Genomic DNA, 11,606 nt, shown 5'->3' on the forward strand with positions numbered 1-11,606 from the left:
ATGCCATTTGCATCGTTTCTGCCTCCTCAACCAAGCTCGGATACCATCGTGATCAATCGTCGTCATGCGCTCGGCCTTCTCACCGCCGCGAGCATTCTTCCGTCCCGCAGTTTCGCCAATGTCTCCTACCAGCGCAGCGAGTTTCGCGACGATCTGGCCAAGCGGTTTTTCGACCTCGGAACGACAGGAACCTTCGTCGCCTACAAGGTGGACGACTACCTGATCATCGCCAGCGACAAGGTGCGCTCGGGCGAGGGCAGGCTGCCGGCTTCGACCTTCAAGATTCCGAATTCGATCATCGCGCTGGAGACCGGCGTGGTCGAGGACCCTGACAAGGACGTCTTCAAGTGGGACGGCGTGACGCGCAGCATCGAGCCCTGGAACAAGGACCACACGCTACGCTCTGCGATCGCGGTGTCGGCGGTGCCGGTCTATCAGGAAATCGCCCGCCGCGTCGGGGCCGAGCGCATGCAGAAATATCTCGACCTGTTCGACTATGGTAACCGCGACATCGGCGGTGGCATCGACCAGTTCTGGCTCACCGGAAACCTTCGCATTGATCCCATTCAGCAGATCGACTTCGTCGACCGGCTGCGGCGCGGCGTGCTGCCGGTGTCCAAGCGCAGCCAGGAACTGACACGCGATATCCTCACGGTGACGAAGGTCGGCGACGCCACCATCCGCGCCAAGAGCGGCCTTCTGGGCGCCGAGCAAGGCAAACCGTCATTGGGCTGGATGGTCGGCTGGGTCGAGAAGGGCGCTTCCACCACCGTGTTCGCGATGAACATGGATTGCAAGGAGCAGAGTCACATCGCGGCGCGCATGACGGTGGTGCAGCAATGCCTCGCCGACATCGTGGCGATTTGACGAACCGATCCACGCAGACTTTACTGGCACGCAGGAGTACGCCGGACTGGCGTCACTCGCCGCTATGGGGCTCTGCATGTTGTCTCGCCGCTCGGTCGTGCTGGGAGGGTTGGCGCTTTCGCTTGGGCCCGCCCGCGCCTGGGCACAGGCGTCGTCGGAAGAGAGCGTCGCAGCCGTTCTCAGGGAGCGCGTGGATGTCGGGCGCGAAAGCCTGGGGCTTGTCGCGGGCCTTCTTGATGGCGACCGGCGCAGCATTTTCGCGCATGGGCAGTCCGGTTCTGAAAATAATCGGCCACTGGACGCCGATACGGTTTTCGAGATCGGTTCGATCACCAAGGTGTTCACCGCGTTGCTGTTTGCCGACATGGTGGTGCGTGGTGAAGTCTCGCCCGGCGATCCCGTGGCCAAATTTCTGCCGCGCGACGTGCACGTGCCCGAGTTCGATGGCAAACCCATCACGCTGCTCGATCTTGCGACCTATACGTCGGGCCTGCCGCGCTTGCCCTCCAACTTCAAGCCGGCTGACAAGAACAATCCTTATGCGGACTACACGGTCGGGCAGCTCTACGATTTTCTAGCCGGTTACAAATTATCGTTTGCGCCCGGAACGCATTATGAATACGCGAATCTCGGCTTCGGCCTGTTGGGCCATGCGCTGGCCTTGCGTGCGGGCTCGAGTTACGAGGAACTCGTCGTCTCGCGCATTTGCGCACCGCTCGGAATGGACAGCACCCGCATTGCACTGTCGCCTTCCATGAAGGAACGCCTGGCGCGTGGTCACGACGCCAGCCTCGCGCCGGTGGCAAACTGGGACATTCCGACATTGGCGGGCGCCGGTGCGCTCCGCTCGACGGCGAGCGATCTCTTTACGTTTCTGGACGTGAGCTTGGGTAACCGGCGCACGCCGCTGGCGGCTGCCATGGAGATGACCTTCGCCGAGCGCCGGCCGACCGGCCAGGGTACGCCATTGGTCGGGCAAGGCTGGTTTATCTCGACCCTTCACAATGATGAGATCGTCTGGAAGGATGGCGGCACTGGCGGCTACGCATCCTTTGTCGGATTTTCGACGAAGAGCAGGCGTGCCCGCATCCTGCTGTCCAATGCCGCCGACTACTCGGCCAATACGCGTGCGGGCATGCATTTCATCAATGCCGCTTACGCGCTTCCCAGGCTGCGCCGACAGGTGCCGGTCGATCCGCAAATTCTCGCAAGCTATGCCGGCCGTTATGAGGTGACGCCGACCTTCATCCTGACGGTGCGCCCCGACGGCGGACGGCTGTACATTCAGGCGACGGCACAGCGCGAGTTCGAGGTCTTCGCCGAGAGCGAGGCCGAGTTTTTCTATCGCGTGGTCGATGCGCAGGTCAGCTTTGCCCGGCCGGAAGGCGGCGTGGCGCCGTCGCTGACGCTGCATCAGAACGGCAAGGACATGCCGGGCGAGCGGCTGCCGTAAGGCTGGATCGCCGTGCGCCGGATCGCCTCGCCGATATCGCTAACGCCGGCTCAGCGCGAGCGAGACGGACGTGATGTTGGTGCCCTGAGGCTGGATGGACACCGTCTGGCGTCCGCCACGCGTCGTCAACGACAGGCTGGCCGAGAAGCTGTCGCCTCTTGCTGCAGCCTGGACGTGATCGCCGGACGCGCGTCCAGAAAGGGTACCGGATGCGTTGCGGCTCGCTTCGCTCCATGAACCCGAGATCGCGCCGCCACGGTATTCAACGTCGCTTGCGAGATCGAAATTATAGCTTGGGCTGGCGCACCTCAGATTGAGCCGAAGCTGCTCGCCGCTTCCGGCGACGTTGTATGTCGCGCGGCAGCGCAATTGCTCTTGTTGTCCGTCGCTAGTGCTGAGAACACCGCCGCCGGACCACGTACCTGCCATGGCGACGAAAGGCGAGACAGGTGCGGCCACGGCTGCGCCTAAGGGCAGGCATAACACCGTAAACAGCAGCGCCTTTTGGGTAAAACTGGATCCAGACATCTTGATGGCCTCCATTTCGGTATGGCCATCAACGCCAGAACTGCAAACGAGTTCATTGGTTCACCGCCGCCTGACTTGTGGGGCGGGTTCCATCACGCCGCCGCTACCCCAGCTTCAACAGCGCCTGCAGGAATTCGCTCACCGCTTTGCGCGCTTCCTGGGCGGTCGCCGGATTGCCGCCGACATGCGGATTGAGTTCGATGCAGGCGTCCTGGTAGGTGAAGGGCGCCTTGGTATCGTCGTTCACCAGAACGCCGCCTTCGCCCTCCCTGAGGCGGCAATTGCGTGCCGACTGGGCGTTGGTCGAAACGGCGACCGTGCTGAGGCCGAGCAGGCCGGCATCGAAGCCATGTGCGGAATCCGGATATTCCGTCAGCACCGCATCGCGTTTGGCTTCCTGCAGGCGGGCGAGATAACCCTTGCAGCTTGCGACCGGGTTATAGTCGTCGGGCGTGCCATGGTAGATCCGGATCGGACGCGCGACCGTCTCGGTGTCGGCGGTATAGCTGGTCGAGCAATCCGGATAGAACGGAATGTAGGCGGCAAACTGCGCGCCGGACTTGTTCCAAAGCTTGTGGAAGCGTTCGAGGCTGGCGTAGAGCGCGGCTTGTCCGCCGCGCGAAAATCCCATCAGTACGATCCTTTCAGGGTCGACGCGCGGATGCCTGGCGAGGATCTCCATCGAGCGGTAGATGTCGACGATGAAATTGAGCCGGCCGAGCAGGGCCTGATTGGGGCCGACCGCCGTCAGGCCACGGCCACTGAACCCGTCGATGACGAAGGTGGAAATCCCCATCGCATTGAAGTGTCGCACCCACGGATCCATGCCGGCGCCGACGCCGCTCGAGCCGTGCATCAGCACCACGACGGGGAGTTTTCCGCTGCCTTGCGCGATGCGGAATTGGCCGGCAACCGTGACCTGCTTGCCGTTGGCGTCGCCGATGAGGAATTGCTGGTCGGAAATCGTCAGCGACGGAATTGCGTAGATTTCGGTGCGTGCCGCGACGTCCTTCGGCATCGATTGCGCCGAGGTTTCGATGCAGGTGAACAACAGTCCCGTGCAGAAAATCGCAGCCGCAGCCGCGACGCGCCAATCCATCAGCATCAATCCCCCCAAATTTTATTGCTGTCCTGTGGGCAGCTTTGGGTGGGACTACATCAAGCGGTCAATCGGCTGTCAATTCGCAAGCTTCCCGATCCGCCCCATATGGGTGAAGCCAAAACCGCTGGCATATTTCAGGCCGTAGCCGAGCGCGCGGTCGAAGCCGATATGGGCCAGCCAGATCATGGCGATCGAGAGAATGAGCGGCGAGGCGGTGGCAAATCCGGTCGTCATGATCGCGACAGGCGCGAGGTAGCTGTGCACGGTGTTGTAGATGAGGGCGCCAAAACGCGGTCCCGACAGGTAGGCCGCAAAGCTGAGGTCCGGCGCGAAGAACAGGATGGCATAAACCCACCAGTCGCCGTCCCAGATATAATAAAGCAGCGTCATGCCGATAAAGAGCGCTAATCCCTCCAGCCGGAGCACCGTGCGCACGCCCCCGGTGACGGCGCCTGAGGTGTCGGCGCTAGCAGTATCGGTCATTCCGTTCCCCTGATCAGGATGCGGATATAGGGTTCGCCGGGCGGCGGTACCAGAGGCTGGAAGGGTGTTTCCGGATCGGAAAATGCCGTGTTAGAAGGCCCTTAAATCGGCACCAAAGGCGGGCGGGAGCAGCATGAAGGACATCCTGGACACCCTCGAAGAACGGCGCGCCGGCGCCAAGCTCGGCGGCGGCGAAAAGCGGATCGAGGCGCAGCACGCCCGCGGAAAATTGACCGCGCGGGAGCGCATCGAACTGCTGCTCGACAAGGGCTCGTTCGAGGAATTCGACATGTTTGTCGAGCACCGCTCGACCGAATTCGGCATGGAGAAGAGCAAAGTGCCGGGCGACGGCGTCGTCACCGGCTGGGGCACCGTCAATGGCCGCAAGACCTTTGTCTTCGCCAAGGATTTTACCGTGTTCGGCGGCTCGCTGTCGGAAACCCACGCGCTGAAGATCACAAAGCTTCAGGACATGGCGATGAAGGCGAGGGCGCCGATCATCGGCCTCTACGACGCCGGCGGCGCGCGCATCCAGGAGGGCGTGGCGGCGCTCGCGGGCTATTCCTACGTGTTCCGCCGCAACGTCATTGCCTCGGGCGTGATCCCGCAGATCTCGGTCATCATGGGCCCCTGCGCCGGCGGCGACGTCTACTCGCCGGCCATGACCGACTTCATCTTCATGGTGAAGAACACCTCTTACATGTTCGTCACCGGGCCCGACGTGGTGAAGACCGTCACCAACGAGGTGGTCACGGCCGAAGAACTCGGCGGCGCCTCGGTGCACGCCACGCGCTCCTCGATCGCCGATGGCGCGTTCGAGAACGACGTCGAGACGCTGCTGCAGATGCGCCGGTTGATCGATTTCCTGCCATCCAACAACACCGACGGCGTGCCGGAATGGCCGAGCTTTGACGATATCGAGCGCGTGGACATGTCGCTGGATACGCTGATCCCCGACAATCCGAACAAGCCCTATGACATGAAGGAGTTGATCCAGAAGGTCGTGGATGAGGGCGACTTCTTCGAAATCTCGGAAACCTTTGCCCGGAACATCGTCACCGGCTTCGGCCGCATCGCCGGCCGCACCGTCGGCTTCGTCGCCAACCAGCCGATGGTGCTGGCGGGCGTGCTCGACTCTGACGCCTCACGGAAGGCCGCGCGCTTTGTCCGCTTCTGCGACGCCTTCAACATCCCGATAGTGACGTTCGTCGACGTGCCGGGCTTCCTGCCGGGCACCGCGCAGGAGTATGGCGGCCTGATCAAGCACGGCGCGAAACTGCTGTTCGCCTACTCGCAATGCACCGTGCCGCTCGTCACTATCATCACCCGAAAAGCCTATGGCGGCGCGTTCGACGTGATGGCGTCCAAGGAAATCGGCGCCGACATGAACTACGCCTGGCCGACCGCCCAGATCGCCGTGATGGGCGCCAAGGGCGCTGTGGAGATTATCTTCCGTGCCGACATGAACGATCCCGATGCGATCGCCAAACGCACCAAGGAATACGAAGACCGCTTCCTGTCCCCCTTCATCGCGGCCGAACGCGGCTATATCGACGACGTCATCATGCCGCATTCGACGCGGAAGCGGATCGCGAGGGCGCTGGCGATGCTCAGGGATAAGAAGGTCGAAATGCCGGCGAAGAAGCACGACAATTTGCCGTTGTGATGGGGCGTAGTAGCAGGGGCGGTAATTGGCCGATATAATCAGTGTCATTCAAAAGCCGGAGTGGTGGTTCTCCACCATTTTGGTAGCCGTAATTGCCAATGTAGCAGCCAACTACATATACGATTGGCTTCGATCGCATTTGTCTGGCCAATGGCTACGGATTTTAAGATTTACTTACTCAACTGTCCTGTTGGGAGCATTAATTGCCTGTTCGCTAGTTATGCCCATGAAACCACAGGCGCGCTTCACCATTATTAGTGGTAGCGCGTTAGCGTTCGGATTCACTCTGCTCGAAGAAGTTGGTTTTACGAAAGAGGCTCTATCCGGAAAGTTCCTATTTATGCAGGCGATGACGGTTGCATCTCTCTCTTCGTTGGTTTTTTTGGAGCCGAACTTTCGAAATGCATGGGAGTCGAAGGACACAGTTTGGTTTGCCTCACAAATCTTTGCGGTAATCTGGCTCTCGATCGGTATTTCGGGCATAATCAGCTTAATCTCTATGCGACAGCAAATCAGGAAGAGGCGAGGCCTGAAGTAAGGCAGCGCGTAGGGCGGGTAGTCCTACTGAGTCAGACGGTCGCAGTGATTAAGATCGGCCATTCGGCATCTCCATGTCCTGGTTCAAGCGAAGGACGGCCGAAGGGCTCGCGTTCCGACATGAGTGACAAGTTTTTTCATCACCGCAGGCCAAGCGCGCAGGGTGGGTTAGCCGACCTATCCGCCGTAGCTCGAAGAGCGAAGGCGGAAGGCGTAACCCACCAAAATGTCGATATGCGGCTGGTGCAGCGGCGTGTTGTCGGGCGGGCTACACGCTTCCGCCTTCGCTCTTCCCGAGCTTCGGCGGACGCGCTAACCCGGCCCGCATTGTTCTACAGCGAGAGGCGCTAGGCCGCCTTGTTTTGCTGCTTCATGAATTCCGTCGCGCGCTTCTTGAGCTCAGCGGGCGAAACGTCCTCGACGTGGGTGCCGATGTGCCAGTGATTGCCGGCCGGGTCCGTCACGCCGCCGCTGCGGTCGCCGTAGAACATGTCCGAAGGCTCCATCACCGACGTGCCGCCGGCCTTCAGCGCCATCTGGTAAACCGCATCCACATTGGGCACGTAGACGTGCAGCATGGCCGAAGTGGCCTTTGCGCGCTCGGAAGCATCGGCAATCATCACGACGGAATCGCCGATCTTGAGCTCCGCGTGCATGATCTTGCCGTCGGGCCGCATCATCGGCTCGAACACGAATTGTGCGCCGAATGCGTTCTTCATGAACTGGACGATCCTTTCCGCGCCGTCGACGACGAGATAAGGCGTGAGGGTGTGATATCCTTCAGGAACGGGTTTTACTTTAGTTGCCATCGCGGTCTCCTGTGGTTTGGATGACGCCTGCAGCAGAACGACCCAACATTCCCCTTGGTCCTTTGAATTTTCACGCGGTTGTTTGTAGAAAGTGTGACAATCTCATTGCCGCGACAGTGGGTCTGCGGGCGCTCGCGCTAACGGGTTCCGCGTTATATTCATGCTCGGAGCAATAGGAACTCGCGCTGAGCATCTCTCAACATCATGAAGGCTCGGCCTAGCGCGACACCAGCGGAACGAAATCGTATTCGCCGACCCCTTGCAGAACCAGGAAGGTGAGCGACGTCGTGCCGCCGTTGGTCACCAGATGCGGTCGCGCAGGTTTGACGACATAGACTTCGCCGGGCTGCAAATTCACTTCTTCTTTCGGATCCTGTAGGAACAGCCGCATGTAGCCTTCCAGGACGTAAAAAGTATCTGACACATTGGTGTGGGTGTGCCACGGCACCTTCTGGGTTGCGGAGAGCTGCAACTCCGTAATGCGAAAGCCGGGGCGCGCGGCGTGCTCGGCGCGACGCTCGACTTCGTACAGCGGACTGGCGTCCTTGACTGGCTGCGGCTGGTTCATGATGGCCTCCCTCGGATCATCCGCCCCCAACGCGTGGTGATGCGCGATGATAGCCTTGCGCTGGCCTTCACGAAATGGGCAGTGTGCAGGATGGGTAGAGCGAAGCGAAACCCATCGGCGTCATACGCCGGTGTTGATGGGTTTCGCTTCGCGAAACCCATCCTACGAAGCTGAGACTGCCGCCGCCGTTCACTCCAGATTGTTCTTCTTCTGCTGCTCGCCGTCCCGAAGGCGCTGCGCGATCGCCGTTCGCCTCGGTATCAGCGCGGCCTCGTCCGCGAGTCGCTGCGCGAGATCGGAGTGATATTGCTGCACGACGTCGAGCACGGCGTCCTTGGCGAGCCTTCGATGGTACTCGGCAAGGAATCTGTGCAGGTCAGCGAGTTGTTCGTCGTCCATGGGCATCGCGCCTCAGCCGCTATCCCCAAATATACCGCAACCTGTTGATCCCGCGCCAGCTTTCGACGCGCTCAATCGTCGCCCGCGAGCGAGGCCAGATGGTCACGGCTGCCGCGGCAGGGCCCGCATCGGCGGCGCGCCGCCCGATCCGTTAACCCTCTGTTAACCATGCCGGCCTAGCCTGCGGTCATTGCCTGTTACCACTAGCGGATTACCGCCCGGTTCGTTCGGGGAGAACAGCCGATGTCCGTTGAGACTCTGACCTATGACGCCCTCGGCGCCCGCCTGAACATCTCGCCCGTGGCCGCCCGTTCGCTTGCCAGGCGGCTCCGGCTGCCGCGCTCGCTGTCGGACGACGGCAAGGCGCTGGTGAGCGTTGATCTCGCCGAAATAAGGCACACGCCACAGCCGCCGGGCCGTCGCCAGGCAGGCGCCGTCGCCCAGCTGACGGCCAAGATCGTGGCACTGCAGGCCGACATCGTGCACCTCGAAGCAATGGCCGCCGGTCACCGCGCTGATTTCGAGCGCGAACGCGAGCGCGCGGAACGCCTGGTGACCGAGCTGCTGCAGGCGGCTGCCGAGACCACGGCCGCCCGAGAGGCGGCTGCGCGGCTTGAGGGGGAGGTGGCAGTCCTGCGGGCCCGTGCCCGAACTGACAGCTCGATCGACAAGACGGAACGCCGGCTGGGGCAGCTCGCCGCGACCCTGGTGGAATCAGACCGCAAGGCGGCACGTGGATAGCTATCCCAGTCTTCTCATTCCGCAGCGTCGCGGAGCAATCGTGGGGCAATAATGTCTAGCACTGATATCCGCGAGTTGAAGGCGCGCATTATTGTATGCGGGGTCGGCGGCGCCGGTGGCAATGCCGTCAACAACATGATCGAGGCCGGGCTCGAAGGCGTCGACTTCATCGTCGCCAATACCGATGCCCAGGCGCTCACCAGTTCGAAGGCCGGGCGCCTCATCCAGATGGGCAGGCAGGTGACCGGCGGTCTTGGCGCCGGCGCGCAGCCCGACATCGGGCGCGCGGCAGCGGAAGAGGCCGTCGAGGTGGTCCGCGAGCAATTGAACGGCGCGCACATGGTGTTCGTCACCGCCGGCATGGGCGGCGGCACCGGCACGGGTGCCGCCCCCATTATCGCCAGGACCGCGCGCGAACTCGGCATCCTCACCATCGGTGTCGTCACCAAGCCATTTCAGTTCGAAGGCCAGCGCCGCATGCGTTATGCCGAAGCCGGCATCACGGAGCTGCTGAAGGAAGTGGACACCCTCTTGATCATCCCGAACCAGAACCTGTTCCGGGTCGCCAACGAGAAGACCACATTTTCGGACGCCTTCGCCATGGCCGATCAAGTGCTTTATTCGGGCGTAGCCTGCATCAGCGACCTCATCGTCAAGGAAGGCCTGATCAATCTCGATTTTGCCGACGTTCTCTCGGTCATGCGCGAGAAGGGCAAGGCCATGATGGGCAGGGGCGAGGCCTCCGGCGACAAGCGCGTGCTCAACGCCGCGGTGGCCGCGATTTCCAATCCGTTGATCGAGGATCCCTCGATCAAGCGCGCCAGCGGCCTGATCGTCTCCATCACCGGTGGCAGGGACCTGACGCTGTTCGAGGTTGACGAGGCCGCCACCCGCATCCGCGACGAGGCCGATCCGGACGCCAACATCATCGTCGGCGCCACCTTCGATGCCAGCCTCGACGGCGTCGTCCGCGTCTCGGTGGTGGCGACCGGCATCGATAATCTCGGCGCGGCGCGCGAGCGCCAGCCGGCGGAAAGCTCACTGACGGACCTCGCCAGCCGGCTGAGCAACGACAGGCGCCGAACCGCAGAGCGGATCGAGCGCAGTGTATCGCCACCGCGATTTGAGAATCCGTCGATGCTCCCGGTGGCGGCCCGCCACCCCGAAGTGCGACCGGCAAGGCCGGTCGCGGAACATGCGCGACCGATGGCGCCGCAGCGCCTCGATCCGTTCGGCCGCGCCGCGCCCGTACGCAACCCGGTCGAGGAAAAGGTTCTCGATATCCCGGCCTTCCTGAGCCGCAAGGCGAACTGAGCGGTGCTGCCGCGGGCCCTGGTCTTCTCCCAGGCGGTTCCTGAAGGGCTGTTGCCCTATACTTTCCATCCTCCAGCCTTGCTTTGGTCAAAACGGCGGTAGGGAGTGTCCACAATCCGACGATCGCCCGTTCAGTTGACGGCAAAACTGGGAGGAGGCGCCCATGGAGTCCTCGGCGAACACCAAGCAAACCGATTCTCGCAATGTCAGTCCGGGCGATGTTAGTCCGGGATTGTCCACGCAAGGACTGTCCACGCAAGGACTGTCCACGCAAGGACTGTCTACACAAGGACTGTCTACACAAGACTTGGAGCTGGTCGCGCGCGCCGATGAACGGCTCGCACATGCTTATGAGCAGATCGCCAGCGCGGATGAGCAACTCGCGCGTATCAATGAACAGATTTCCAGGATCGAGGACGACGCTGCGCGGAAGCAGGCCGTGAACAAGCTTCGTCGGCCGTCGCGTGGCAGGCCGGCGCTGCGCGGCTTCATCGGCCTGCTGCTGACAGCGGGCATCTGTTTTGCCGCTTTCGTTTCGCAGTCCTATGGCGAGACGGCCAGGCAGATGATCTCGCGGTGGGCGCCGCAACTGGCTTCGTCGTTGCCCTCGGCAACACCGGAGCTCGCCGCCCAGCAGAGCCCGCCGCCTGTTCAGGTGGCTGCGGCGGACGCGGCAATTTCGCAATTGTCACCTCCGGCTCAGACCGCGCCGCAAGACGCGGCACCCGCCGCGATCCCACCCGAGGTGACGCAGTCGCTCCAAACGATGGCGCGTGATCTCGCAAGCGTGCAGCAGGAGATCGGGCAGCTCAAGGCCGCCCAGGAAGCATTGGCCCGCGAAAATGCCAGGACTGCCGAACAGCTCAAGGCGAGCCAGGAACACCAGGAGCAAATGGCGCGCGCGATCTCCAGCGCCTCCGAGCAGAATCTGCGGCTCAGGACATCAGTGCCGGCATCTGCCGCGACATCAGCGGCGACATCAGCCAATCCGCCACTGCCGGTTGCCAACCCTGCGCGTAAGCTTGCGTCGAGTAAGCCCGTGTCGACGCTTCCGCCGAAGCAAGCCAGAGCGCAAGCGCGGGCGCCAGTGCAGTTGCAGTCCCGACAACAGTAGTTTTCATAGGCGCCGCCGTCCGCCG

General features: G+C 62.2%; 13 protein-coding genes. 7 read left to right on the plus strand and 6 right to left on the minus strand.

Going from position 1 to position 11,606, the window contains the following annotated elements; all coding sequences use genetic code 11:
• Together blaOXA and C7G61_RS21730 are read left to right on the plus strand one after the other, a co-directional pair.
• Positions 1-867 carry a class D beta-lactamase gene (blaOXA, locus tag C7G61_RS21725; RefSeq protein ID WP_420836779.1) on the plus strand — a complete coding sequence of 289 codons (867 nt, stop codon included), beginning with the start codon at positions 1-3 and terminating at the stop codon, positions 865-867.
• A 76-nt stretch (positions 868-943) separates the two neighbouring features.
• Positions 944-2,320, plus strand: coding sequence for a serine hydrolase (locus C7G61_RS21730; protein ID WP_190241911.1), 1,377 nt, complete (start codon positions 944-946; stop codon positions 2,318-2,320).
• A gap of 39 nt (positions 2,321-2,359) precedes the next feature.
• Here the strand turns inward: C7G61_RS21730 and C7G61_RS21735 are convergent, their stop codons facing one another.
• The 3 genes from C7G61_RS21735 to C7G61_RS21745 form a co-directional block, all read right to left on the minus strand.
• On the minus strand, positions 2,360-2,863 hold the full coding sequence (locus tag C7G61_RS21735) for a hypothetical protein (RefSeq protein ID WP_244608400.1): 504 nt from the start codon (positions 2,861-2,863) through the stop codon (positions 2,360-2,362).
• Between the two features lie 88 nt (positions 2,864-2,951).
• Entirely contained in the window at positions 2,952-3,953 is a 1,002-nt protein-coding gene (locus C7G61_RS21740; RefSeq protein WP_420836780.1) for a dienelactone hydrolase family protein, read from the minus strand.
• A gap of 72 nt (positions 3,954-4,025) precedes the next feature.
• Complete coding sequence (locus C7G61_RS21745; RefSeq protein WP_108518181.1) at positions 4,026-4,433, minus strand: DUF4260 domain-containing protein; 408 nt, start codon at positions 4,431-4,433, stop codon at positions 4,026-4,028.
• Positions 4,434-4,566: 133 nt separating this feature from the next.
• Here C7G61_RS21745 and C7G61_RS21750 point away from each other — a divergent pair, with 133 nt between their 5' ends.
• Both C7G61_RS21750 and C7G61_RS43995 read left to right on the plus strand, forming a co-directional pair.
• Positions 4,567-6,099, plus strand: a complete 1,533-nt coding sequence (locus tag C7G61_RS21750) for an acyl-CoA carboxylase subunit beta (RefSeq protein ID WP_108518183.1) — start codon at positions 4,567-4,569, stop codon at positions 6,097-6,099.
• A 25-nt stretch (positions 6,100-6,124) separates the two neighbouring features.
• Complete coding sequence (locus C7G61_RS43995; RefSeq protein WP_145963663.1) at positions 6,125-6,637, plus strand: hypothetical protein; 513 nt, start codon at positions 6,125-6,127, stop codon at positions 6,635-6,637.
• Positions 6,638-6,983: 346 nt separating this feature from the next.
• On the opposite strand, the gene C7G61_RS21760 is transcribed toward C7G61_RS43995, so the two are convergent.
• The 3 genes from C7G61_RS21760 to C7G61_RS21770 form a co-directional block, all read right to left on the minus strand.
• Entirely contained in the window at positions 6,984-7,445 is a 462-nt protein-coding gene (locus C7G61_RS21760; RefSeq protein WP_108518187.1) for a VOC family protein, read from the minus strand.
• A gap of 217 nt (positions 7,446-7,662) precedes the next feature.
• The gene (locus C7G61_RS21765; protein WP_108518189.1) at positions 7,663-8,013 is read right to left on the minus strand and encodes a cupin domain-containing protein; all 351 of its coding nucleotides are present in this window, start codon (positions 8,011-8,013) and stop codon (positions 7,663-7,665) included.
• A gap of 189 nt (positions 8,014-8,202) precedes the next feature.
• The gene (locus tag C7G61_RS21770; RefSeq protein WP_145963664.1) at positions 8,203-8,412 is read right to left on the minus strand and encodes a hypothetical protein; all 210 of its coding nucleotides are present in this window, start codon (positions 8,410-8,412) and stop codon (positions 8,203-8,205) included.
• A gap of 243 nt (positions 8,413-8,655) precedes the next feature.
• Between C7G61_RS21770 and C7G61_RS21775 the strand changes: the two genes are divergently transcribed.
• The 3 genes from C7G61_RS21775 (at position 8,656) to C7G61_RS21785 (ending at position 11,581) form a co-directional block, all read left to right on the plus strand.
• Positions 8,656-9,153 carry a hypothetical protein gene (locus C7G61_RS21775; RefSeq protein ID WP_108518193.1) on the plus strand — a complete coding sequence of 166 codons (498 nt, stop codon included), beginning with the start codon at positions 8,656-8,658 and terminating at the stop codon, positions 9,151-9,153.
• 51 nt (positions 9,154-9,204) lie between these two features.
• Complete coding sequence (gene ftsZ / locus C7G61_RS21780) at positions 9,205-10,467, plus strand: cell division protein FtsZ (protein WP_244608401.1); 1,263 nt, start codon at positions 9,205-9,207, stop codon at positions 10,465-10,467.
• Between the two features lie 307 nt (positions 10,468-10,774).
• A complete protein-coding gene (locus C7G61_RS21785; protein WP_244608402.1) occupies positions 10,775-11,581 on the plus strand; it encodes a hypothetical protein in 807 nt (268 codons plus the stop codon).
• Positions 11,582-11,606 lie beyond the last annotated feature (25 nt).

It is taken from the genome of Bradyrhizobium algeriense (genome assembly GCF_003062295.1).
Classification (GTDB): domain Bacteria; phylum Pseudomonadota; class Alphaproteobacteria; order Rhizobiales; family Xanthobacteraceae; genus Bradyrhizobium; species Bradyrhizobium algeriense.

Excerpts from the sequence above, each read along its gene's own strand:
- C7G61_RS21775 (WP_108518193.1), top strand. The coding sequence starts at position 8,656 with ATGTCCGTTGAGACTCTGACCTATGACGCCCTCGGCGCCCGCCTGAAC.
- C7G61_RS21765 (WP_108518189.1), bottom strand. The coding sequence starts at position 8,013 with ATGAACCAGCCGCAGCCAGTCAAGGACGCCAGTCCGCTGTACGAAGTC.
- blaOXA (WP_420836779.1), top strand. The coding sequence starts at position 1 with ATGCCATTTGCATCGTTTCTGCCTCCTCAACCAAGCTCGGATACCATC.
- C7G61_RS21745 (WP_108518181.1), bottom strand. The coding sequence starts at position 4,433 with ATGACCGATACTGCTAGCGCCGACACCTCAGGCGCCGTCACCGGGGGC.
- C7G61_RS21750 (WP_108518183.1), top strand. The coding sequence starts at position 4,567 with ATGAAGGACATCCTGGACACCCTCGAAGAACGGCGCGCCGGCGCCAAG.
- ftsZ (WP_244608401.1), top strand. The coding sequence starts at position 9,205 with ATGTCTAGCACTGATATCCGCGAGTTGAAGGCGCGCATTATTGTATGC.
- C7G61_RS21770 (WP_145963664.1), bottom strand. The coding sequence starts at position 8,412 with ATGGACGACGAACAACTCGCTGACCTGCACAGATTCCTTGCCGAGTAC.
- C7G61_RS21735 (WP_244608400.1), bottom strand. The coding sequence starts at position 2,863 with ATGGAGGCCATCAAGATGTCTGGATCCAGTTTTACCCAAAAGGCGCTG.
- C7G61_RS21760 (WP_108518187.1), bottom strand. The coding sequence starts at position 7,445 with ATGGCAACTAAAGTAAAACCCGTTCCTGAAGGATATCACACCCTCACG.
- C7G61_RS21730 (WP_190241911.1), top strand. The coding sequence starts at position 944 with ATGTTGTCTCGCCGCTCGGTCGTGCTGGGAGGGTTGGCGCTTTCGCTT.
- C7G61_RS21740 (WP_420836780.1), bottom strand. The coding sequence starts at position 3,953 with ATGCTGATGGATTGGCGCGTCGCGGCTGCGGCTGCGATTTTCTGCACG.